A 23679-nucleotide genomic window follows, 5' to 3' on the forward strand; every position below is an offset into this window, starting at 1 on the left:
ATAGATAATGAATTAAAAATCTTGCGCAATTGTTTTAATTTCGATAGTTTTTATGAGGGGGTACTAAATGTGGTATTTATGCACTAGTGTGTCACCACTGCCTTTTCTAAAAGTAAATCAGATATAATAAGTAAGTATGAAAATATGAAGCAGAAATTTCAAGTATTATTGAATCGAATGATGGTGTGAGATGTTTACCTCAAAATGATATTGGGAAACAAATATGGGTTGCCCATTATGTTTATTGATTCATAGTTTGAACTTAGACAACCCAGAAAGCCCCCTCTTTCGTGAAGTGAACCCTTTTGTTAGACAAAAAATCTAATGAAAGGGGTATTTTTATGTCACGAAAACATAGTACAGAACTAAAACTAGAAATCGTACAACGTTACTTAGAAGGAACCTGTGGATTTACAATTCTTGCAAGAGAATATAATGTTGACCGTGGGGATCTTCGAAAGTGGGTTGCTGCTTACCAAAAACATGGTACTGCTGGTCTTTGCACAACACATGGAACTTATACTGGTTATTTCAAGGCTTATGTCGTAGAATATATGAATAATAACGGACTATCTATACGCCAGGCAGCAGCACACTTTAACATTCCATCACCCTCAACTATTGGAAAATGGGAACGCCTTTATTATGAACAAGGTATGGATACTTTGCGTGAAGAACACAGGGGAAGGACGACCAAAATGGGAATTAAAAAGGGAGTATGCCAAAAGAAGATCCAGAAAAAAATGAAGATCTTTTAGCAGAAGTTCAAAGACTTCGTATGGAGAATGAATACCTAAAAAAATTGAATGCCTTAATTCAAGAACGGGAAAAGTCCGAGAAGCCGATAAAGTAGCTGTCATAACGGAATTAAGGCAGAAATATAAACTGACAGCATTATTAAAAATAGTTGGAATACCTCGTAGCACATACTACTATCACTTAAAAAAAGCTAAAAGACCAGATAAATATAGGGTAATTAAAAAGGCAATTATAGATGTCTATCACGAAAATCAAGGTAGATATGGGTATCGCAGAATTACGATGGAATTGAAAATAGAGGCTATCACATTAACCATAAAACCGCGCAACGACTAATGACAATGATGGGTATTAAATGAATGATAAGAATCAAAAAATATCGTTCCTACAAAGGTGAAGTTGGGAAAATAGCGCCGAATCTTATACAAAGAAACTTCAAGGCTGATGCGCCAAATCAGAAATGGACAACAGATGTAACGGAGTTTTCATTGTTTGGAACAAAGTTATACTTATCACCTATCTTAGATATGTATAACAGTGAAATTATCAGTTATAACATCAGTCAACGTCCTTTGTTAGGACAAGTAGTGGATATGGTAGACAAAGCTTTTGCGGAGATCCCTGACAACACAAATCTTATTTTTCATTCTGATCAAGGCTGGCAGTACCAACATATGCAGTATCAAAAAAAGCTAAAAGAAAAAGGCATTATGCAGAGTATGTCGCGAAAAGGAAACTGCCTAGACAATTCAATCATGGAAAACTTCTTTGGATTGCTTAAGTCGGAGTTCTTTATCTAAGAAAGTTTAGTTCAATAGATGAATTTAAAGTTGAACTGGAAAAATACATAGATTACTATAATAATCACAGAATTAAATGCAAATTAAAAGGACTGAGCCCTGTACAATACAGGATTCAATCCTTAATAGTTGCATAATTAATTTTTGTCTAACATTTTGGGGTCAGATCATTTCGAGGAGGTTTCTTATTGTTCCTTGCATCACTTAGGAGAACCGAAAGTAGGTCCAAACCCACAACAAGATTTATGCTCATCAGAAGGTGAGAACATATCCAGCGGGAAGCACATAGATTCGAAGTCTCCGCAAGGATCACCAGAGGAAGCGGTAGATGTGCAGGACTCAGGAATACATTTGCCTAAAGATTCTACCATCATATTTACTGTGCGGAACAATTTTACAATTGTGAACAAGCCGATTGTAACATTAACAGCAACGGGAGCACCCATTGTTATATCTCCACAGCAACCATCATTGCAGCCACTTCCACATCCACAGCCGCATCCACAGTTGCAACCACAGTTCTTGCTGAAGCCCGAGAATTTTAAATCTGCTGCCAAAGCCAGCGCTTTGCCTTCGGCTACAACGAAAGGCCCACCTTTGGAGTTTCCACAGCACTCGAACAGGTCTGTTGCAGTTGTAACATCTGATTCTGTGGATCCAAACAGTGTTACTCTTAAGTTGTAGCTATTTGTTGCTTCGATACAACCGATGATACAACCATCGGCACGACGGAATTCCAAAGTGTACTCGAATACATATTTCAGTTCGATATCCCAGCAGCCTCTCTGCAAAGGATTGGGTTTCTTGCGAATAATTTCGATTCTCTTAAGCTCCAAATCTTTGATGGTAACATCAGCAGCGTTACAAGGGGGAACAATGATGTCGCCCTCACAAAGCATTTCGTTGCAGCTAGGAATAGGGTTTCTTGCAGCCCTTGCAGGTCCTAAAATGTCAGAAGTTAAGCATTTCTGAATACGGCACTGGTCGAAGATTTTCTGCGCGATGATGCAAACTTCGCCTCTGTCTGAATTGGAGCCGCAACCACAGCCTAAGCCACAGTTTCTTGCACTGAGTTCGGTATTGTTATTAAATTCAAAAGCTCCCATAAGATTGCCTCCTTTGAGTTGTTTGTTGTTCTTCTATATAGTATGTAAAGGGTAAAAATGGGTGATTAGGATAGAATAAAATTTATTGGACGTTTTTTTCGCTACGATCGAAAGCGGTTGGAAGTTTTAACTGCATTTTAAGCGTGCAGATTTGTATTTTTATCTAATTTTCCAAATATTCTTTTTCTTATTAAAATGGTATACTTTGGTTATACTCAATTAAATTTCCTTTGGTTTTTGGAGAAATAAAAGAAATGGTTTGAACTACTATCACCTTTGATACGCTTTTGGAACAGGCTCAAAGCCTTGAAAGAAGTGTTGATTAGGGTTAGAATGAATGGGTACTATTTAAGAGCAACTAGATGAAGCGAGTAGGAGGAGATCCAATGGGATTAGAATTTGAAGAAATCAAAAGCGTGGATTTGGAAGTGGCACAAGCCATTGAGGCGGAATTTGAACGCCAACAACATAACATCGAATTAATTGCATCGGAAAATATCGTTTCCAAGGCGGTTATGCTGGCAATGGGTACTCCCTTAACTAACAAGTATGCGGAAGGATATCCAGCAAAGCGTTATTACGGCGGATGTGAAAAGGTCGATATTGTAGAAAACTTAGCAAGAGACAGAGCGAAAGAAATTTTTGGATGCGACCATGTGAACGTACAGCCTCACAGTGGCTCTCAGGCAAATCAGGCAGTTTACTTTGCTATGTTGCAGTACGGCGATACCGTTATGGGAATGAACTTAGACCACGGTGGTCACTTAACCCACGGCAGCCCTGTAAACCTTTCTGGTAAATACTTTAATTTTGTTGCTTATGGTGTTAATGATAACGGTTTTCTAGATTATGAAGCATTTCGTAACAAAGCTTTAGAAGTGAAACCAAAAATGATTGTTGCTGGTGCAAGCGCTTATGCAAGAACAATTGATTTTGAGTTTATGGGCAAGGTAGCAAAAGAAGTTGGTGCATATTTTATGGTGGATATTGCCCATATTGCAGGGTTAATTGCAGCAGGACTGCATCCATCTCCCATTCCCCATGCTGATTTTGTTACAACAACAACCCACAAAACACTGCGTGGCCCCCGTGGTGGTATGATTATGTGCAAGGCAGAATATGCTCAAAAAATAGACAAAGCAATTTTCCCTGGAATTCAAGGTGGCCCTTTGATGCATACAATTGCTTCTAAGGCAATATGCTTTAAAGAAGCGTTGGAGCCTTCCTACAAAGAATACATGGCTCAGGTTGTAAAGAATGCAAAGGTGTTGGCTGAAAGCCTGATAGAAAACGGTGTGGATATTGTTTCTGGGGGCACAGACAACCATCTAATGTTGGTTGATTTACGTGCGCTAAACGTTACAGGTAAGGAAGCAGAAAAAATCTTGGATGAAGTTGGTATTACTGTAAACAAAAATACCATTCCCAACGACCCTCAGTCTCCTTTTGTAACCAGTGGTATACGTATCGGCACCCCAGCCATTACTTCAAGAGGCATGGTAGAGGCAGATATGAAAGAAATTGCAGATGTAATTGCTATCGTTTTGAAGGACTACGAAGGTACAAAGGAAGAAGCAACAAAGCGTGTGAGAGCGTTAACCAATAAATACCCAATTTACAAGGATTAATATTGCTAGCAAAGGAAGTCTCCTCTTGGCCATTTTTTGGCGGAGGGGACTTCTATATATTTATCTATAAGGGGTAAAAAATATTTGGAAATATAGAAGCATAGAAAAACTTTAATAAGGACTTAATATAAGGGGTGATTGGATGAAGAAGATAACATTGGGAAAAACAGGTATTGTGGTAAATAAAAATGGGTTTGGTGCTTTACCCATTCAGCGAATCAGTAGGGATGAGGCAGCACTTTTATTGCAGAAAGCTTATAAAAACGGAATCAACTATTTTGACACAGCAAGAATGTACAGCGACAGTGAGGAAAAGATTGGTTATGCTCTGAATGGGGTGAGGAAGAGCATTTATATTGCCACAAAAACAGAGGCAGTTACTGTTGAAAAGTTTTGGGCTGACCTACACACAAGTCTAGAAAAACTACAAACTGAATATATTGATATCTACCAATTTCATAACCCACCGTTCTGCCCAAAACCTGGGGATGGAACAGGCATTTATGAGGCCATGCTTGAGGCGAAGGAAAAGGGGCTCATCCGACATATTGGCATTACCAACCATCGTTTGGCTGTGGCAGAGGAGATTATTGAAAGTGGCTTGTATGAAACCCTCCAATTTCCATTTAGCTATTTAGCTTCAAAGCAGGATATCGATTTGGTGGAAAACTGTTTGAAAGCAGGCATGGGCTTTATTTCCATGAAGGCCTTGTCGGGTGGGTTAATTCATGATGCGGCGGCGGCCTATGCCTTCCAAGACCAATATGATGTTTTACCAATCTGGGGTATTCAAAAGGAAAGCGAATTAAACGATTTCCTTGCCTATCAGCTGACGCCCCCTGAAATGACAGATAGAATTCAAGGAGTCATTGCAAAAGACAGGGAAGAGTTGATGTCAGATTTTTGTAGAGGCTGTGGGTATTGCATGCCTTGTCCTGCAGAAATACCTATAAGCATGTGTGCCAGAATGTCATTATTGCTCCGTCGAGCTCCTTCTGCTGACTATTTGACCCAAGAATGGCAAGAAAAAATGAAAAAAATAGAAGATTGTATACATTGTGGACACTGCATTTCCAAATGTCCCTATGGGCTAAATACGCCAAAGCTTTTGGAAAGCAATTTGAAAGATTATCAAGAAATTTTGACAGGCAAGCCCATGTAAGGCGTCAGTGAAGGGCATGGAATTATATTTCTTAACATTTCAATAATTTACACTATATAAGGTAGAAACAGGCGAAGAAGAACTTTGTGGATTTTGCAGAGGTCTTTTTTGCTTTTACAAAGAGAATGTGATATAATTAAGCAGATTAAGCTAAAATAACAGGTAACGTTTTTATAAAGAAAACGTTATTTTTTCATATCATTTTGCGAAATTACTGAAAAAGCTTTTGTCGGATAGCTTTTGGTAGGATCACTTGTTTTATCCTTGGGGGTGAAGAATGCCCTTTTTACAGTGGGCTAAGGCAAGCATTTCAAGGAGTGTAAGCTTCTAATTCGTCAGTAGCTAAAGATAGAAAGGGAAAACTATGAAAATCTTAGCAGATACCCATACCCATAGTATGGCCAGTGGACATGCTTACAGCACAATTCAGGAAAATATAAGAGCGGCGGCGGAAAAGGGATTAAAATTAATTGCTCTTACGGATCATGCCCCTGCAATGCAAAACACAACTTCCCATGCTTACTTTGCAAATCTTCATGTAATCCCCGAGGAGCTGTTTGGCGTTCGTGTACTAAAAGGGGTTGAGCTTAACATCATTGATTTTGAGGGAACCCTAGATTTGGATGAACAAACATTATCTAGACTGGATATTTCCATTGCTAGCTTGCATACCCCATGTATCTCCTCAGGTACAAAGGAAGAAAATACGAGGGCATGTATATGTGCCATGGAGAACCCTTTGGTAGATATTTTAGGTCATCCTGGGGACCCAAGATACCCCATGGACTTTGAAGAAGTTTTCAAGGTGGCGAAACGGACCGGAACCATACTGGAGATTAACAATGCATCTTTGGTTCCAGGAGGGATTCGTTCGGGAAGCGATGAAAATATTGAACAGATATTAAGGATGTCCATGAAAGAAGATGTACCCGTTGTGGTGAGTAGCGATGCGCATTTTTATACGGGAATCGGCGATATTTTTTATGTAGAGCGAATTATGGAGAAGGTTGGATTTCCTGAAGACCTTGTCCTCAATACAGATCCGCAAAAATTATTGTACACTATAAAACGCAATAAAGGCTAAAAAAAGCGGGGGAAAAGCCTTTACTTTAACACTTTAGTATGTTAATATATAGGGGAATTTTAGTGCAAATGAGGTGGCCTTTGGGAATGAATAAAAAAATTAGAACAGAACTTACAGACAGGCTTTTCCAGTGTATTTTGAGTATGAATACAATCGAAGAATGTTATCAACTTTTCGAGGATCTTTGTACAGTAAACGAGATTCAGGCCATTGCCCAGCGCATGGAAGTTGCAGCTATGCTGGATGCAAAATGTACCTATGTGGAAATTGCTGAGAAAACCGGCGCTTCAACTGCAACAATTAGTAGAGTGAATCGGTGTCTTCATTATGGGACAGATGGATATAAGTTGGCAATTGATCGTGTAAAGGCAATGCGTGAGGCGGAATAGAAATAAGTTTCATGAATCAAAAAAGTGTAAGGGCTGATTATTGGCGAGGCAGGGGGCTTTCGTTGATATCAGCCTTTCTTGCCGATTTTAACGTACTTCGAATCATGGGCAAATTTAGGTGGGTTATGCTATCTTATGGAAAAAAAGATAGGTTCATGTCGAAAATGAAAGTCGAGAAGCCTATTTAAGGTCCTATTTTATGCTTTTGTTTTTCCACTGCTTTTGCTGTGGAAATTTTCAAATATATGTAGTTAGATTGAAGGTAGTTTAAAATAATTTTAAAGGATCGTGAAGAATCAAAAAAAGGAAGAGGAGAATTGTATTATGATAGGGTTTGAACAGCTAAATGAAATGCAGCAAAAAGCTGTTTTGCAAAAGGATGGGCCTGTTCTGGTTTTAGCAGGAGCAGGAAGTGGAAAAACAGGGGCATTAACCGTACGAATTGCCCACTTACTGGAAACAGGCGTAAAGCCTTGGAATATTCTTGCCATTACCTTTACCAATAAGGCGGCAAAGGAAATGAAAGAAAGAGTTCACAAACTGGTGAAAGATGGAGCAGAGGAAATTTGGATTAGCACCTTCCATTCCACTTGTGTTCGTATCCTTCGTCGTGAAATTCATCACTTGGATTATGACGGACAGTTTTCCATTTATGATTCAGATGATCAAGAAAAGCTTATGCGTGAAGTGTTCAAACAGCTGGATTATAGCACTACGGATAAAGCCTTTTCTGTAAAAGGGGCAATGTCTATTATCAGCAGCTTAAAGGAGGAAATGACTCCTTGGGAAGATTATTTGAAATCTGCTGATCCCAGTGATTTAAAGGCAAGCCGTGTTGCTAAGGTTTACCGTGCTTACCAGAAGCGTTTAAAAGAAAACAATGCTCTGGATTTTGATGACTTGATTTATAAGACGGTTATGTTATTTCGCAACCACCCTGATGTTTTGGAAAAATATCAAGATAGATTTAGATATATTATGGTAGACGAATATCAGGATACCAATACATCTCAGTACGAATTGGTTTATATGTTGGCGGCCAAGTACAAGAACCTTTGCGTTGTTGGCGACGATGACCAGAGTATCTATGGCTGGAGGGGAGCAAATATCCGAAATATTTTGGAATTTGAAAAGGACTTCCCGAATACTGTTGTGATTAAATTAGAGCAAAACTATCGTTCTACAAAGAAAATTTTGGAAGCAGCCAATGCGGTGATTCATCACAATCAAACCAGAAAGGATAAGTCCCTTTGGACAGAAAATGACGGGGGCAGTATCCTGCATATCTACAAAGCGGAAAATGAATATGACGAAGCTCGTTTTGTTGCAGAAAGAATTCAGGAAATGATAAATGAAGGCAGAAGTTATAAGGATATGGCGGTGCTATACCGCACCAACGCCCAGTCCCGTGCCGTGGAAGACCAGTTTGTAAGAAAAGGGATTCCATACCGCTTATTTGGCGGCGTAAGATTCTATGAGCGTAAGGAAATTAGAGATATTCTTTCCTATTTAAAGGTTTTGGCAAACCCTGCGGATACCATTGCTTTGCGTAGAATCATAAATGTTCCCAGAAGGGGTATTGGTGAAACCTCCATCGATAAACTGGTGACTTTTGCTGAGGGGAACAACCTCTCTTTATTTGATGCCTTGGGCAGATTGGATGAAATTACAGAGTTGAAAACCAGAGCTTCCAAGTTCCGTGATTTCTATGAAATTATAACTAGCTTGCAAAGGGATGCAGATGAGCTTTCGGCGGCGGAACTCATTGACACAGTGGTGAAGCGTTCCGGATACTTCCAGTCTTTAATGACAGAAGGAACAGAAGAAGCCCTTTCCCGTATTCAGAACATTGATGAGTTTGTGAATAAAGCCGTAGAATACGACAAGACTAATCCTGAGGGTGGCTTGGCAGGATTTTTGGAAGAAGTAGCATTGGTTGCTGACATTGATGGCTATGAAGCTGGGGATGATACCGTTGTACTCATGACACTGCACAGTGCAAAGGGGCTAGAATTCCCTTATGTATATATGATTGGTATGGAAGAGGGGATGTTCCCTACGTTCCGTGCTGTCATGTATGGCGGGGAAAAGGATATTGAAGAAGAGCGTCGCCTTTGTTATGTAGGAATTACCCGTGCCAGAGAAGAACTTTTTATGACCCATGCAAAAAGCCGTATGCAGCATGGAATTACCCAGTATAATCCTCCCTCTCGCTTTTTAAAAGAAATCCCTCAGGATTTGGTAGATATGCCAACACGTCAGATTTCTGATATGGCGAAGAAGTACGCCATGAGAGAGAGTATGAAGCTTTCACCTATTACATCATTAAAGCAACACCAAGTTGGTGGCAGAGGAACAGGAAAGCCTGCAACCACCATTACATCTCCAATTGGACGCAAAACCATGCCAGCGCCCAAGGATTTTGTTTTGGATTACAAAGAGGGGGATAAAGTTCGTGCTCCCAAGTATGGCATTGGCGTAGTAAAATCCATCCATAACGGTGGAGCAGATTTTGAAGTCGAAGTTAACTTTGGAGAAAAAGGTACAAAGAAGTTTATGGCAAAATTGTCTAAGCTCATCAAGGTAAGCGAATAAGGATTAGGAGTTGAGGCTGAATGGTGAAACGAATAAAGGAATTGACTTCTCTTTTGAACGAGGCCAGTAAGGCTTATTACCAAAAGGATTCAGAAATGATGTCCAACCAAGAATATGACCGTTTATATGATGAGTTGGTGGCATTAGAAAAAGAAAGTGGCATTGTTTTGGCAAATAGCCCTACCCAAAGGGTTGGTTATACTGTTTTAAGCAATTTGAAAAAAGTAAAGCACGACAGCCCCATACTATCCTTGGATAAAACAAAAGAGACAGATAAGCTAAAAAGCTTTTTAGGTGATAAAGAGGGCATTCTTTCATGGAAACTGGATGGCTTAACTATTGTGTTAACCTATGAAAATGGGGAGTTGGTGCAGGCAATTACCCGTGGGAATGGGGAGATTGGGGAGGATGTTACCCATAACGCCAAGGTTTTTGCCAATGTGCCTTTACACATTGGCTTCAAAGGAAGCTTGGTTCTTAGAGGGGAAGGGGTCATTTCCTATTCAGAGTTTCGCCGAATTAACAAGGAGTTGGCTGAGGAAGAAGCCTATAAAAACCCCAGAAACCTTTGCAGTGGTACCGTTCGTCAGCTTAACAGCGAAATTGCCGCCAAAAGACGTGTGCAGTTCTTTGCTTTCACAGTAGTGAAAGCAGAGGGGGCAGAACGTTCCGACAGTAAGGCAGAAAACTTACAGTGGCTTAAAAATTTGGGCTTTGACGTAGTGGAGCATAGATTAATTTCGGCGGAAACCGCAGAGCAAGAAGTAGAGTGGTTTCGTGACCACGTGCAGGAAAATGACATTGCTTCCGATGGCCTTGTGTTAACCTTTGATAGCATATCTTATAGCGGGAGCCTCGGTAGAACAGCAAAATTCCCCAAGGACTCCATTGCTTTTAAATGGGCGGATGAAATGGCGGAGACCATACTTCGTGAAGTTGAATGGAATACTTCAAGGACGGGTTTGATGAACCCCATTGCCATATTTGACCCCGTTGAGTTGGAAGGGTCTACGGTGAGCCGTGCCAGTGTGCATAACGTGAGTATTTTGAAAGAACTAAAACTAGGTATTGGCGATCGGATTAAGGTTTATAAAGCGAATATGATTATTCCTCAAATTTCGGAGAACCTGACGGGGTCGTCAACGGTTGAAATTCCTGAAAAGTGTTTAGTTTGCGGTGGCGAAACCCAAATAAAAAAGCAGCGGGATGGAGAGGCGTTATACTGTACAAACCCTGAATGTGCCGCCCAAAGAATTCAAAGACTCAACCACTTTGTTTCCAGAGACGCCATGAATATAGAGGGCCTTTCTGAAGAAACCCTAAAGAAGTTTCTAGAAAAAGGCTTTATAGATCAATACCCCGATATTTTTCGCTTAAATAGATTTGAAAAAGAAATTAAGAGCTTAGAAGGCTTTGGGGAAAAATCCTATCAAAACTTAATAAACTCCATTGAAAAATCAAGGGATGTTGAGTTACCCAATTTTATTTATGCCTTAGGCATTGATCAGGTGGGATTGCGTAATGCAAAACTTCTCTGTGGTAAGTTTGAATATGATATTGAGGGAATAAAAAGAGCTACAGAAGATGAGCTACAATCAATCGACGGCTTTGGTGCAGTAATCGCTCATAGCATTAGCCACTATTTTAAAGACGATTCCCACATTTCCTTATTAGAGGATGTTTTGGAATATTTACGAATAAAAATACCCATTATAACGGAAGCCAAGGATTCCCTTGTCAAAGGTCTAACTTTTGTAGTGACTGGGGACGTTACCAAGTTTTCCAACCGAAAGGCCCTTACCCAAGCTATCGAGGCGCAAGGGGGGAAGATAACAGGAAGTGTAACGAAAAAAACCGATTACTTGATTAACAATGACGTTGATTCTTCATCTTCCAAAAATGGAAAGGCAAAAGAGTTAGGCATTCCCATTATTAGTGAAGATGACTTTATTCTAAAGTTTAATATTACTCCTGCAGAGTAGGAACTTCATAATCTACTGGCAGTGAAAAGTCTTAAAAAGTCCGATTGTATGGTATAAGTTTATTCTTGTAGCCCAAACAATACGGGCTTTTTTATCTAAATTAGATAAAGGTGAGTAATCTGTATTTTAATCGTCAACAAAGTTCCTAAAATCACGCTATACATGGGTATTCCCATTATTTTTATAGTTTTAGAGAAACTTTTTAGTTTTGGGAATACTTTATGTAAAACGAATTCGTAATAAAATGGGATATTTATGTTCTCCTTAGTGGCATAGCCGTTCATCCTAGAGTATTCCAATTTATGGAGTTTAAAGTATTTTCATTCTTCATTAAAGGGGTTAGCCACTTCATTATGAGTGCAGTGTATAAAAGAAACAACGTGCCAATGTCCAAATTCTTAAAGCTTGCCAAGGGAAATAATGCATTTTGCACATAGAAGATTAAAATGATGTATGTAATTGTGAAACTGATATTATACTGGAACAGAATACCTTTTTCCCTAGGATTTCACTGTTTTTGTATAGAGTATCCGCCTATTATATAGTGGAAAATTTAGTAAAATTAACAAAACAGGAATCGGGAGTTCGTTTAATTTGTAAAATTCATTATATATTTTTATTGATTATGACGAAAAACTAAAAACATATAGATTATTTCTATGTTTTTGTTATAATGGGTAAAGAGAGGTTTGAAGAGAAACAAGGAGGTATGTGATGAACTTAAACCAATTGTATTATTTCAAAACGCTGGCAGAGTTGGAGCATTACACAAAGGCGGCGGAAAAATTAAATATTTCCCAGCCTACATTAAGCCATTCTATTGCTGCTATGGAAAAAGAGTTAGGAGCGAATCTTTTTGAAAAGCAGGGAAGGAATGTGGTTTTAACCAAATATGGGAGAATTTATTTGTTTTATGTGGAAAATGCATTAACTCAGTTGGAACTGGGAAAAAATCAAATCGAAAGACTGATTACTGTGGGTGGCGGTCATGTAGGCTTGGCGTACATGACGTCGGTAGGTACCAATTTTGTTCCAGAAATTATTGCAGGCTTTTTGGATGATCCTCAAAACAAAAATATATCTTTTTCTTGTTATGAGGGCAATACAAAGACTTTGCTGTATAATTTAAAAAGGGAAAAGTATGATTTAATTTTCTGTTCCATGGTTGAAAATGAAAGCGATGTGGAATTTGTCCCTGTGTATGAACAGGGGTTGGTTGTAATCGTTCCCGAAAATCATCCCTTAGCGGCGAAAAAAAAGGTTGCCATTCAAGATATTTGTCCATATCCCTTGATTTGTTATACAAAGGAAAGTGGTATGCGCCGAATCATTGATGATTTATTTACGAAGGCACAAATCATGCCCAATATATTATGTCAATTCGAGGATGTAAATTCTATGGCCGGTTTGGTTGCTGCAAATCAGGGAATAGCCATCATCACGGACAACCCATCTATACAAAATTACAATGTAGTGAAGTTAGAGTTAGATACAGCATATTCTAAGCGAATGGTTTACCTCGCTTATGTAGTAAATAGATATTTACCACCTTCTGTTGAAAAGTTTAAGGATCATATTATTCAAATGACAAATAAATAATCCATTAGAAAGGAACGCAGGATATGCGTTCTTTTTTATGATTTTTATCAAGGGTCGTTATGTTTAATACAAAATTAACTTTAAAATGAACTTTTAGAAAAAATGAACATTACAAGGCTAGTTTTTGTATATTCTAAAGGGTTTATGGGGCAAAGTTCACAGATGTGTGTTTCTGGGAAGGAAAGATGTTTTTGAAAAAAAGACAAAATCATATTGACATCTTCACTTTACATGCGTACAATCTTATTATCGGTCATATTTTGACGATGGCGGCAAGAGGAAATGTATGTTAGATGGAGGAAAGCAAAATGGATCATAATGTTTATAAAGTTGCCCTTTTGGGAATGGGAACCGTTGGCGGCGGTGTATATAAAATTTTAGAAAAACAGAAAAACGATATGGTTTGCAAAATTGGAAGCGAACTTGAAATAGCAAAAGTCTTAGTACGTAATAAAGGAAAATATGAGGATAAAGTAGCCCCTGAAAAGCTCACCGATCAGTGGAGCGATATTATCAATGATGATAGCATCGAAATCATAGTTGAGGTGATGGGCGGTATCCAGCCTGCTGGTACATACATAAAAGAAGCCTTGGAAAAAGGCAAGCATGTTGTTACTGCGAATAAAGATTTAATGGCTGTAGAGGGCCACGAACTATTGAAAATTGCAAAAGCAAACAACTGTGACCTACTGTTTGAAGCGGCAGTTGCAGGGGGAATTCCCATTATTCGCCCTTTGAAGCAGTGCTTGAATGGCAATGATATTACTGAGGTAATGGGAATTATTAACGGTACTACCAATTTCATTTTAACGAAAATGACGGAAGAAGGCATGGAGTTTGCGGAAGCATTGAAACTAGCAACGGATTTGGGCTATGCAGAGGCGGACCCTACGGCGGATATAGAGGGCCATGATGCAGGTAGAAAGCTTGCAATTTTGGCGTCAATTGCTTTTCATTCACCAGTAACGTTCCATGATGTGTATACAGAGGGGATTTCTAAAATTTCAGCGAAGGATATCCGTTATGCCCATGAGCTTGGCTGCGAAATCAAATTGTTAGGCATTGCAAAAAATACGGAGGCAGGGATTGAAGTAAAGGTTCATCCTACCATGATTCCCTCCAATCACCCTTTGGCTTCTGTCAAAGATTCTTTTAATGCAGTATTTGTACATGGTGATGCGGTGGACGATGCCATGTTCTATGGCCGTGGTGCTGGGGCATTACCCACAGGCAGTGCAGTAGTTGGCGATATTATTGATGTGGCAAGAAATATACAGTTTAACTGTACCAGTAGAATTGGGTGCAGTTGCTATAAAGATATTCCTGTAAAAGATATTGGAGAAACCAAAAGCGGTTACTATGTGCGGATGAAGTTGGAGGACAGAGCTGGAACATTAGCGGCCTTGGCTGGTGTTTTTGGCAGTAACAATGTAAGTATTTCTAAGCTTTTGCAAAAGACAAAACAAGGAAATACGGCGGAAGTGGTCATTGTTACTTATGAGGTTTTGGAAAAAGAATTCATGGACTCTATTGCGGTAATCTCTAAAATGGCCATGGTAAAAGAAGTATCCTCAATCATTCGTGTGTATCATTAAAACTAAAAAAAGCCTATTGTTTAGGGTGTTAAGATTTCGACATTATTAGCGTATCTTGAAAAATGCCATTTCTTTTGTCGTAATCAAGTAAACATGGGAAAAAGCTCGTTTGTTTGGCTCACTTTGCCTTTCAAAACGAGCTTTTTTGTTTGAAAAACATGTTTTTTTATTTTAAACCATTTTTCGCCGCAATAAGTCTCTTTTTTTGTTGAATCCTTGGGTTTTTTTACGTTCGCATGGCATTTTATTTTTATGTAAAACAGTGCGAAAAACTAGACTTTTTGACGAAACAAAACCCTATAACAAAAGTTGAGATGATGATATAATTCTTTCTGGTTAAGAGAAGGAGGAGAGAAGGATATGTTAATTGATGTCACATTGAGAATGACATCCCAAATGTTACTATCAGTTATTAAAAATGCAGCGCATTGTTTCCCTGGGCATGTTGGAACACATTTTGATTCAATTGGTAAAGAATTTCCATTGGAGTACCTTGAACGGCATGGAGTTGTCTTTGATGTTTCCAATTTAGATGGACAGGAAATTAAAGTTTCAGACGTTGACTTATCATTAGTTCAAGCAGGGATGTTTGTTGCATTTTGCAGCAATTATAGTGAAACCATAGGTTATGGAAGTAATGAGTATTTTGACAAGTCCCCTAAAATATCTTATGAGTTAATCTATGAATTATTAAAGAAAAATGTTTGTATTGTGGGATTGGATTTCGGTAGGCCGACGCAATGTAGGATACAAAAGATATTGAGGTATTGCTTAGAGGGAAAAGAACCTTTTGTGATTGAAAATCTATGCAATTTAAAATCAATATTAAATGGCAGAAAGGCTGCGTATTTTAAAGCATCAACATTCCCCATGCATTATGAGGGTTTTTCAGGAAACCCATGTCGGGTGATTGCAAAAGTTGAAAAAAAATAAACCATTATTATTTTTTCCTATACTTTGTGAAGCAGGTTTTTAAAGAGTAGTTTTTACAGGGCATGGAAGAAACAACGATGAACGATTAGAAGGGTAAAGAATGGCAAAGTCGAAGGGAGTCGAACTCTGCCATTCTTTTTTTGTTCTTTTTCAGTAATTGCGACAGATTTTGCATGGAAACGTGCCTATAATTTGTTTCAGGAGGGAAAGAATGGAGGCTTCAATTTACATAGACGTATTATTTTTTTGGGAATTGGTTATGGACTTCTTTTTATTATGGGCAGCAGGACGAATTAGTGGTTTTCAAGCTAAAAAATGGCGGTTATTTTTAGGGGCATTATTATCGGCCTTGTGCCATTGCTTGCTGTTGGTACTATTTTATCCAAATAATGGGGGGATTTTTACATCCTTTTGGTTGCTAATCCTTGGGCTTTCGGCGGCATATTTGCCAAAGAGTATGAAAAATTTTGTGCGTCTTTTTTTTACTGCCTTATTTTCGTCCTTTTTGTTGGGAGGAGGCTTAAATGTATTGTTTACAGCTACGCAGGCACAAAGAATGTTAGGGGAAGGGTTGATTTTAAAACAGAAATTTTTCCCATGGCAGTATTTGGTTTGGGGAATTGCTGTCAGCTATATATTGCTAAAATTAGGCGGGAAATGGATAGAGGCGCACATTAGGCGGCGGCGAGACTTTTGTACTGTGTACATCCGCAAAAATGGTAGATGGGCGGAAGGTCGTGTACTGATTGATACAGGGAATGGACTACGAAGAGATGGTAAGGGTGTAATTGTCATGGAGATTGGGATGGTACTGCCTTTATTTTCTTCTGAGGATGGGGAAAAGATGATAGGTGGCGTTAGAGATGGCCTGGTTCCTATGCATTATACCAGCTTAGGAAATCCCGAAGGGGCCTTATGGGGCTTTATCACAGATGAGTGTCGCATTTGTTTTGGTGGAAAGGTCATAAGACATGAAGAATTATACATAGGCATTTCCTTTGAATTTTTTACAGGGGCATATGAGGGATTGATGCCCCCTTGCTTGTTGGAGGAGGATGATATATGAAGCACTGGAAATATTTCCTGTTTTTACTTAAATACCGAACAGGATTGTTACTACGAAAATTACAAAGAAAAGGTCAAGAGGTATTTTATATAGGGGGAAGCGATGTTTTTCCACCACCCCTTAAGCCTGATGAAGAGGCAGTTTTATTAGAGCAACTTGGCAGCGAAGATGAAGTTAGGGTAAAATCTGTTTTAATTGAACGGAATTTACGTCTTGTAGTTTATATTGCCCGTAAGTTTGAAAACACGGGTGTAAATGTGGAAGATTTGATTTCAATTGGAACCATTGGTTTAATTAAAGCGATTAATACCTTTAATCCTGAGAAAAAAATCAAACTGGCAACCTATGCATCTCGATGTATTGAAAATGAAATTTTGATGTATTTGAGGCGAAATAGCAAAACAAAATCAGAAGTTTCCATTGATGAGCCTTTGAATGTGGATTGGGAAGGCAACGAACTTTTACTTTCCGATATTTTGGGCACAGAGGGGGACTTGATTTATAAAAATATTGAGGAAGAGGTGGATCGAGAGCTTTTAAACAATGCTATGGGAAAACTCTCGGGCAGGGAAAGAAAAATTGTGGAGATGCGATTTGGGATTTTACCTGAGACTTCGGAAAAAACGCAAAAGGAAGTAGCGGATATTCTGGGCATTTCTCAATCATATATTTCCCGCTTAGAGAAAAAAATCATCGGACGGTTGAAAAAAGAAATTAATAAAATGATGTGAGGTTATCTGATTGCATGAAAAACATAAAGGTTGATACCCTTGGAAACTTAGCGAGGCGCCCTTCAAAACAATGTGGAGGGTGCCTTTCATCGTTGAAAAAAAGAATGGAATTCGTTTTATATAGTGGATAAGCCTTGTTTTTTGATTGCATAACCATATAACCTTGTTATAAGTTTCGGTAAGAACTTTGCTAAATTAGGAAAGCACCCTCTTAAAAATAAGAGGGTGCTTTGTTTTATACATCCTGATAATGCAGGGCTTCATAATCTGAATTTTGCATTTTTCCACGACCGTTATCAAAAAATTGCTGCTCCCTGCCTTGCTGTTGACGTTTGATTGAATGGGTGCTGTAACGTACTTCTTGTAACTGGGATATTCCTTCTGTAAATTCTAAGGCTCGCAAAGTTTTCCCTCCTTTCATCTTACTATTACTATGCCCAACAAAAGGATGATTAAGCAAAAAAGTTGCTTTTATAAAAGTAAATCACTAGAAACGCATGTAGATTTATGCCTTTTACTGTTTTTGTGATATAATAAAAATAACAGAGAACTTTTGATACCTGGGTGTTTTTTGGCTGAAATTAACAGAATCTACTTGTATCATATATTAGAAGTATTCCCAAAAACGAATTATATATTTTTTGGTTTAATTTATGTCATGTTTGTAAAGAAAGGTGGTTGCGAGATGAAACAAAACATTACTTTTGAAAGTATAGGAAGAGAATTTTTAGAATCTTTAGGGGTTGTTGTAATCATTGATACGGAAAGCCGCATTATTTACATGACAGAAAAATACGCGGAATTATACCAAATTTCTAAGCCTTATCCAATAGGTAGGAAGTTATATGAGTTTGTACCAAATGAAGGTTTGAGTGCCGTGGTACAGACGGGAAAAGAGTGTGTAGAAGAATTTTTTGAGCATGATGGTAGGACAATGGTTATTAACCGACTGCTCATTCGAAAAGGGGAGGAGGTTTTAGGAGGGTTTGCTTTTACCTCCACCGGTAGCCGCTTAACCTTGAAGCAGTTGGAAAGTAAAATGAGTTTTTTAAATAAGCAGGTTCAGTTTTATCGGGATAATTACTTTGAAAATACTGGTACGAAATATAATATTGACCAAATTATAAGTCAGGATCAAGAGTTGAAAAAAGTAATTGAATTTACAAAGAGGGCAGCAAGAACCCGATCGGCAGTGTTAATTTATGGGGAGAGTGGAACGGGAAAAGAACTTTTTGCTCACTCTATCCATAATCTAAGCAAGCGCTCAAAGATGCCCTTTGTAATTTTAAACTGTGCGGCGATTCCTGAAAACTTACTGGAATCAGAGCTTTTTGGTTATGCGGAGGGGGCATTTACTGGGGCTTTAAAGGGCGGCAAAAAAGGGAAGATTGAACAAGCTGATGGAGGAACCCTCCTTCTGGATGAAATAAACTCTATGTCCTTGCAGTTACAAGCAAAACTTTTGCGTGTTGTACAAGAAAAGGAAATTCAGGTGGTTGGTGGACAAACAAAAGAAGTTGATGTTCGCTTTGTTTTTACTACAAATCAGGATTTGATTGATATGGTTAAAGCAGGTAAATTTCGAGAAGATTTATATTACCGCATAAACGTTGTGGAATTAAGGATACCACCTTTGCGCCAAAGAAAGGGAGATATCCCCATTCTGGTAAATCATTTTATTGATAAATTAAATGAAGAATTAGGTTCTCATATTACAGGGGTTGACGAAAAAGCCTTGGATTTGTTGGAGAGTTACCAGTGGCCAGGAAACATTCGAGAGTTGGAAAATATGATTGAAAGGGCCTTTAACTATGCCAATTCGGGGGAACTTTCTCTTGAGGACTTTGAACGTTTACGCTTAAAAATTAGCATTGCGGAGAAAAAGTTAGAGAGTAATTTTACCCTTCGAGGGGCAAGGGAAGAGGCAGAAAAGCTGGCGATTTTGCGAGCATTGCGGCAAACGAAAGGGAATAAAAAGAAAGCGGCGGATTTGTTGGATATAGATAGAAGTGTCCTATATGACAAAATAAAGCGATATAACGTGAAGTGAAAAATCAAAGTGTAGTCAAATTACTACACTTTTTTTATGCTTCTAATAAATATGACCAAAAATTCTCTTTGTATTTTCATAAAAACAAGATAAAACATACGAAATTATAATACAAGAATTACAAGTATTGAAAAAGTGTAGGTATTTAGCTACATATGTAGGCTATATGCTACACTTTTTTTATAAAAAGAATTTATAAAAAGATGATTTGTTTATAAAATAATTTTTTATCAAAAGGCATGAAACCCTAGGATATCAAACTTTCCTCCTTGCTTTTCCTTCGATAAAAAACAAAATTAAATATCTTGGCACGATAGTTGCTGTATATATAGGCATCAATAAGAATTCTATTTTTATAAAATTAGGAGGTTTTATATATGGCTTATTCAAAGGAATTCATAACAGATTTGTACAGAAAATTATTGGGAACCAGATTATCAGAAGAAAAATTGGTGGCGATTTACAAAGAAGGTAGAGTGCCTGGACATATCCATAGCGGTGTTGGACAGGAAGCAACTCACGTTGGTTCTCTAGTGACAAGTAAGGAAGGCGATTACTTTAAGCTTGCCCACCGTGTGGTTAGTATTTCCAGTGTATTGGGTGTGCCTTTTAACAATATATATGCAGAAATTTTAGGTAGACAGGATGGTAACTCCCGTGGAGGCGGTGGTGTTAACCACATTGCAGACTTTAGCAAGGGAATTTTGGGTATGAGTGGTACTTTGGGCTGTGATATGCCTTTTGCCGTAGGTGCTGCTTATAGATTAAAGCTGGAAGGCAAAGACAATATTGTTTATTGCTATTACGGCGACGGTACTTCCAACCGTGGACCTGTTCATGAAGCAATGAACTGGGCGGCAGCTTGGAAACTGCCTATTTTGTTTATTATGGATAACAACCAGTGGGCGATTTCCACCTGTATTTATGAATCCACAGCAATCGAAAACCCCGGTGCAGATCGTGCCGCAGCTTATGGTATGACATCTAAAATTGTAGACGGTACAGATGTTTTGGCTGTATACGAGGCTACGAAAGAATTGTCCGAATACGTTCGTGCTGGCAATGGCCCTGCAATTTTGGAAGCAAAGAACTACCGTTGGAGAGGTCACTTTGAAGGGGATCAGTGTAAATACCGTGATCCTGCCATCACAGAAAAGTGGCAGAAAAAGAGAAACTGTGTGAAGAGAATGGAAAACTATATGTTGGAAAATGATTTTATCAGCGAGGATGAAATCAAAACAATGTACGAAGAGATTGATGCTGAGTTAAATGCAGCGGTAGATTTCGCAGAAGCATCTCCAAAAGCAACAGCAGAAGATCTTTTCAACAATATTTTTGCTTAACGGGTGTTAGCAAGCCTACGCCTCATTGAGGGATGATTTTGGCTAACTGTATTCATAGGGGACTTCCCTGCCGAATACAAAGGTGTCGTTAGATGCCGTCCGTTATAAGTAGAATTCCTAGAATTTCTACGAATAGTCTTTGAATATCGAAGGATAAAATCTAAGGAGGTTTCGTTTATGCAGGTTACATATGGTCAGGCAGTGGCAGATGCCTTAAGAGAAGAAATGGAAAGAGATGAGATGGTTGTTGTGTTTGGCGAGGACGTTGCCCAGCACGGCGGTATCTTTGGTATTACTAGAGGTTTATACGAAATTTTTGGCGAGGATAGAGTGAAAAACACACCTATTTCTGAAACGTCTATCATCGGCGTTGGTGCAGGTGCGGCGTTAACAGGATTAAGACCCTGTATTGAATTGATGTACTCTGACTTTTTATTGGTAGCATTCAGCGAAATTTATCACTGTGTTGCAAAGTGGAGATTTATGCATGGTGATCAGTATAAAATCCCCATGGTCATTCGTGCGGCGGCTGGTTCTGCCTTCGGTGCAGGTGCGGAGCATTCAAACTGTGTAGAAAGCTTGTTTATGCATACCCCAGGTTTAATTATTATCAGTCCTTCCACAGCGGCGGATGCAAAAGGTCTTTTAAAAAGTGCAATTCGTTCCGATAACCCTGTATTATTCTTTGAACACAAGCAGTTATATCAGGTAAAGGAAGAGATTCCTGAGGGAGATTACACAATTCCCATTGGTGTTGCAGATATTAAAAGAGAAGGTACTGATATTACCATCATTGCCATGGGCTTAATGGTGAAAAAGGCTTTGGCGGCAGCGGAAAAATTGGCAGCAGAAGGCATCAGCGCAGAAGTGTTGGACCCTAGAACCATTGCACCTTTGGATAAAGAAGCAATTCGCAAGTCTGTAGAAAAAACCCATAGAGCAATTGTTGTAGAAGAAGGCAACAAAACAGGTGGTATTGGTGCTGAAATTGCAGCAATGATGCAGGAGGAGATGTACGACGAATTAGACGGCCCTGTTTTGAGAGTTGCGGCGTTAGACGTACCTTTGCCTTACGACGTAGCGTTGGAATTGGTTTGCGTTCCTAATGAAGATAAGATTGTAGAAGCGGTAAAGGCTTTGTTCTAAGGGAGAGGGTAAAAACCTGCAAATAAATGCGTGCAAACCCTGCCCATTTAGAACATTGATTAGTCTTGACTTTAGGGTACAGTAAAAAATCCAAAGAATAGGAGGAAACTGTAATCCTCTAGGGGTTACGGGTAAAATATATGAGCGTTGAATTAGTAATGCCCAAGGCTGGGTTAACCATGATTGAAGGCACCATCGCCACATGGAAAGTGGAAGATGGTGCGGCAGTAAAAAAAGGTGATGTGGTTATGGAGTTTGAAAATGAAAAGACCACAATGGAATGTGAAGCAACAGCGGACGGTTTTATCAAAATCCTTGCACAAGTTGGCGAGGTAGTGAAAGTTGGCGACCCTGTTGCAATCATTGCAGAAAGTAAGGACGAGGCTAGTGTTGCAAAAGCAGAGGCATCTCTGGCAACCCAGGCGGCTTCCGTTTCTGTCGATGCCACAGAGGTGGTAATGCCCAAGGCTGGCTTAACCATGATTGAAGGAGTGGTTGGCGAGTGGAAGGTAGCAGAAGGCGAAAATGTGAAAAAAGGCCAGGCCATCTTTGAATTTGAAAACGAAAAAACCACAATGGAATGTGAGGCAACTGCCGATGGTATCTTGCATCAAGTTGTAAAAACTGGCGATACCGTAAAGGTTGGAAATACTGTTGCTTATGTGGCGGCTACAAAAGAAGCATACGAGGCACTGGTAAAGGGTGCAACTCCCGAAAGTCAGGCTATGTGTGCAAATGAATGTGAAGTTTGCCATAAATCCGTTGCGTTGTCTATGGTAGAGGACGCTCCAAAGGGTGGCAACGCAGTGGCGACTGACGGCCATGTAAGAGCAACAGGCTTAGCTAGAAATATTGCCAAGAGTGCAGGCATCAATTTGGCATTGGTTGGTGGTACAGGCCCCAATGGAAGAATTATTGCAAAAGATGTCTATGCATATTTAGAGGCGGCAAAAGCAGCACCTGTAGCGGCACCTGAAGTGAAGGCTGTACAGGCTAGCGGTGAAGTTGTAAAGACCCTTTTAAGCGGTCGAAGAAAGTCCATTGCAAAGAATATGAGAAAGTGTTTTGAAACAATGGCACCATTGACTGTATTTGCAGAAGTAGACGTTACAGATTTGATGGCGATGCGTCAGAAATACGTAGAAAAAGCAGATGCTTTGGGCTGCAAGATTTCTTTGAACGATATGTTGATGTTGGCAACAGTAAAAATGCTGAAAAAACACCCTATGTTGAACTCCACCTTTGACGGTGAAACAATAAGTTCCTATCCTTATGTGAATTTGGGTATGGCAGTGGGCCTTGCAGAGGGCTTGGTAGTTCCTGTACTAAAGAATGCAGATCAGTACTCCTTGTTGGAAATGAGCAAGGGTTTGCGTGATCTTGCTTTAAGAGCAAAAGATGACACACTGGTTGGAGGAGAACAATCGGGAGCAACCTTTACAGTTACAAACGTTGGTATGTTTCATATCGACTTTGGTACTCCTGTAATCTCTCCTCCACAAGTGGGAATTTTAGGTTTTGGCACAGCTAAGAAAAAATTGGTGGAATACAAAGGTGAGTTCTGCCCTAGAACAATGATGCATATGATGCTTACTTTCGACCACAGAGTATTTGATGGCAGAGAAGCAGGGGAAGTTTTAGGGGATATGAAAGATCTTTTGGAAAATCCCGAATTGATTTTTGTATAAGATAAAAGGAGGAAACGGTGTGG

Annotated in this window: 17 protein-coding genes and 1 pseudogene; 16 read left to right on the top strand and 2 right to left on the bottom strand. The window is 39.1% G+C overall.

The window, feature by feature from the left end:
• Positions 1 to 341 precede the first annotated feature (341 nt).
• Positions 342 to 1696, top strand: a pseudogene (locus RBQ60_RS05100) (IS3 family transposase).
• 63 nt (positions 1697 to 1759) lie between these two features.
• Here RBQ60_RS05100 and RBQ60_RS05105 read toward each other — a convergent pair.
• Positions 1760 to 2665: a hypothetical protein gene (locus tag RBQ60_RS05105; RefSeq protein ID WP_307885493.1), complete on the bottom strand. Its 906-nt coding sequence runs from the start codon at positions 2663 to 2665 to the stop codon at positions 1760 to 1762.
• A 386-nt stretch (positions 2666 to 3051) separates the two neighbouring features.
• Between RBQ60_RS05105 and glyA the strand changes: the two genes are divergently transcribed.
• The 11 genes from glyA to sigE all read left to right on the top strand — a co-directional run bounded on the left by glyA (position 3052) and on the right by sigE (position 17429).
• A complete protein-coding gene (gene glyA, locus RBQ60_RS05110) occupies positions 3052 to 4293 on the top strand; it encodes a serine hydroxymethyltransferase (protein WP_307885494.1) in 1242 nt (413 codons plus the stop codon).
• Between the two features lie 142 nt (positions 4294 to 4435).
• Positions 4436 to 5455 carry an aldo/keto reductase gene (locus RBQ60_RS05115; RefSeq protein ID WP_307885495.1) on the top strand — a complete coding sequence of 340 codons (1020 nt, stop codon included), beginning with the start codon at positions 4436 to 4438 and terminating at the stop codon, positions 5453 to 5455.
• Positions 5456 to 5819: 364 nt separating this feature from the next.
• Positions 5820 to 6539: a phosphatase gene (locus RBQ60_RS05120; RefSeq protein WP_307885496.1), complete on the top strand. Its 720-nt coding sequence runs from the start codon at positions 5820 to 5822 to the stop codon at positions 6537 to 6539.
• Between the two features lie 86 nt (positions 6540 to 6625).
• Entirely contained in the window at positions 6626 to 6928 is a 303-nt protein-coding gene (locus RBQ60_RS05125) for a YerC/YecD family TrpR-related protein (RefSeq protein WP_307885497.1), read from the top strand.
• A 324-nt stretch (positions 6929 to 7252) separates the two neighbouring features.
• Positions 7253 to 9523: a DNA helicase PcrA gene (gene pcrA, locus RBQ60_RS05130; RefSeq protein ID WP_307885498.1), complete on the top strand. Its 2271-nt coding sequence runs from the start codon at positions 7253 to 7255 to the stop codon at positions 9521 to 9523.
• Between the two features lie 20 nt (positions 9524 to 9543).
• Positions 9544 to 11505 (top strand): NAD-dependent DNA ligase LigA, encoded by a 1962-nt coding sequence (gene ligA / locus RBQ60_RS05135; protein WP_307885499.1) that lies wholly within the window; start codon positions 9544 to 9546, stop codon positions 11503 to 11505.
• A 714-nt stretch (positions 11506 to 12219) separates the two neighbouring features.
• Positions 12220 to 13104 (top strand): LysR family transcriptional regulator, encoded by an 885-nt coding sequence (locus RBQ60_RS05140; RefSeq protein ID WP_307885500.1) that lies wholly within the window; start codon positions 12220 to 12222, stop codon positions 13102 to 13104.
• Between the two features lie 308 nt (positions 13105 to 13412).
• Entirely contained in the window at positions 13413 to 14699 is a 1287-nt protein-coding gene (locus RBQ60_RS05145; RefSeq protein ID WP_307885501.1) for a homoserine dehydrogenase, read from the top strand.
• A 360-nt stretch (positions 14700 to 15059) separates the two neighbouring features.
• Positions 15060 to 15632: a cyclase family protein gene (locus RBQ60_RS05150; protein ID WP_307885502.1), complete on the top strand. Its 573-nt coding sequence runs from the start codon at positions 15060 to 15062 to the stop codon at positions 15630 to 15632.
• A 211-nt stretch (positions 15633 to 15843) separates the two neighbouring features.
• Entirely contained in the window at positions 15844 to 16698 is an 855-nt protein-coding gene (locus RBQ60_RS05155; protein ID WP_307885503.1) for a sigma-E processing peptidase SpoIIGA, read from the top strand.
• On the top strand, positions 16695 to 17429 hold the full coding sequence (gene sigE / locus RBQ60_RS05160; RefSeq protein WP_307885504.1) for an RNA polymerase sporulation sigma factor SigE: 735 nt from the start codon (positions 16695 to 16697) through the stop codon (positions 17427 to 17429). Before RBQ60_RS05155 ends, sigE begins: the two co-directional genes overlap by 4 nt.
• Before the next feature lie 235 nt (positions 17430 to 17664).
• Here the strand turns inward: sigE and RBQ60_RS05165 are convergent, their stop codons facing one another.
• Positions 17665 to 17832, bottom strand: a complete 168-nt coding sequence (locus RBQ60_RS05165; RefSeq protein WP_307885505.1) for a hypothetical protein — start codon at positions 17830 to 17832, stop codon at positions 17665 to 17667.
• A gap of 282 nt (positions 17833 to 18114) precedes the next feature.
• On the opposite strand from RBQ60_RS05165, the gene RBQ60_RS05170 reads away from it, so the two are divergent.
• The 4 genes from RBQ60_RS05170 to RBQ60_RS05185 all read left to right on the top strand — a co-directional run bounded on the left by RBQ60_RS05170 (position 18115) and on the right by RBQ60_RS05185 (position 23656).
• Positions 18115 to 19479, top strand: coding sequence for a sigma-54 interaction domain-containing protein (locus tag RBQ60_RS05170; protein ID WP_307885506.1), 1365 nt, complete (start codon positions 18115 to 18117; stop codon positions 19477 to 19479).
• 377 nt (positions 19480 to 19856) lie between these two features.
• Positions 19857 to 20822: a thiamine pyrophosphate-dependent dehydrogenase E1 component subunit alpha gene (locus RBQ60_RS05175; protein ID WP_307885507.1), complete on the top strand. Its 966-nt coding sequence runs from the start codon at positions 19857 to 19859 to the stop codon at positions 20820 to 20822.
• 177 nt (positions 20823 to 20999) lie between these two features.
• Positions 21000 to 21968 carry an alpha-ketoacid dehydrogenase subunit beta gene (locus RBQ60_RS05180; RefSeq protein ID WP_307885508.1) on the top strand — a complete coding sequence of 323 codons (969 nt, stop codon included), beginning with the start codon at positions 21000 to 21002 and terminating at the stop codon, positions 21966 to 21968.
• 140 nt (positions 21969 to 22108) lie between these two features.
• Positions 22109 to 23656, top strand: a complete 1548-nt coding sequence (locus RBQ60_RS05185) for a 2-oxo acid dehydrogenase subunit E2 (protein ID WP_307885509.1) — start codon at positions 22109 to 22111, stop codon at positions 23654 to 23656.
• The last annotated feature ends 23 nt before the right edge of the window (positions 23657 to 23679 follow it).

This window comes from Anaerotignum sp. MB30-C6 (assembly GCF_030908465.1).
Classification (GTDB): Bacteria; Bacillota; Clostridia; order Lachnospirales; family Anaerotignaceae; genus Chakrabartyella.

Excerpts from the sequence above, each read along its gene's own strand:
- RBQ60_RS05185 (WP_307885509.1), top strand. The coding sequence starts at position 22,109 with ATGAGCGTTGAATTAGTAATGCCCAAGGCTGGGTTAACCATGATTGAA.
- RBQ60_RS05115 (WP_307885495.1), top strand. The coding sequence starts at position 4,436 with ATGAAGAAGATAACATTGGGAAAAACAGGTATTGTGGTAAATAAAAAT.
- ligA (WP_307885499.1), top strand. The coding sequence starts at position 9,544 with ATGGTGAAACGAATAAAGGAATTGACTTCTCTTTTGAACGAGGCCAGT.
- RBQ60_RS05150 (WP_307885502.1), top strand. The coding sequence starts at position 15,060 with ATGTTAATTGATGTCACATTGAGAATGACATCCCAAATGTTACTATCA.
- RBQ60_RS05180 (WP_307885508.1), top strand. The coding sequence starts at position 21,000 with ATGCAGGTTACATATGGTCAGGCAGTGGCAGATGCCTTAAGAGAAGAA.
- RBQ60_RS05140 (WP_307885500.1), top strand. The coding sequence starts at position 12,220 with ATGAACTTAAACCAATTGTATTATTTCAAAACGCTGGCAGAGTTGGAG.
- RBQ60_RS05155 (WP_307885503.1), top strand. The coding sequence starts at position 15,844 with ATGGAGGCTTCAATTTACATAGACGTATTATTTTTTTGGGAATTGGTT.
- RBQ60_RS05145 (WP_307885501.1), top strand. The coding sequence starts at position 13,413 with ATGGATCATAATGTTTATAAAGTTGCCCTTTTGGGAATGGGAACCGTT.
- glyA (WP_307885494.1), top strand. The coding sequence starts at position 3,052 with ATGGGATTAGAATTTGAAGAAATCAAAAGCGTGGATTTGGAAGTGGCA.
- RBQ60_RS05175 (WP_307885507.1), top strand. The coding sequence starts at position 19,857 with ATGGCTTATTCAAAGGAATTCATAACAGATTTGTACAGAAAATTATTG.
- sigE (WP_307885504.1), top strand. The coding sequence starts at position 16,695 with ATGAAGCACTGGAAATATTTCCTGTTTTTACTTAAATACCGAACAGGA.
- pcrA (WP_307885498.1), top strand. The coding sequence starts at position 7,253 with ATGATAGGGTTTGAACAGCTAAATGAAATGCAGCAAAAAGCTGTTTTG.
- RBQ60_RS05105 (WP_307885493.1), bottom strand. The coding sequence starts at position 2,665 with ATGGGAGCTTTTGAATTTAATAACAATACCGAACTCAGTGCAAGAAAC.
- RBQ60_RS05120 (WP_307885496.1), top strand. The coding sequence starts at position 5,820 with ATGAAAATCTTAGCAGATACCCATACCCATAGTATGGCCAGTGGACAT.
- RBQ60_RS05170 (WP_307885506.1), top strand. The coding sequence starts at position 18,115 with ATGAAACAAAACATTACTTTTGAAAGTATAGGAAGAGAATTTTTAGAA.
- RBQ60_RS05125 (WP_307885497.1), top strand. The coding sequence starts at position 6,626 with ATGAATAAAAAAATTAGAACAGAACTTACAGACAGGCTTTTCCAGTGT.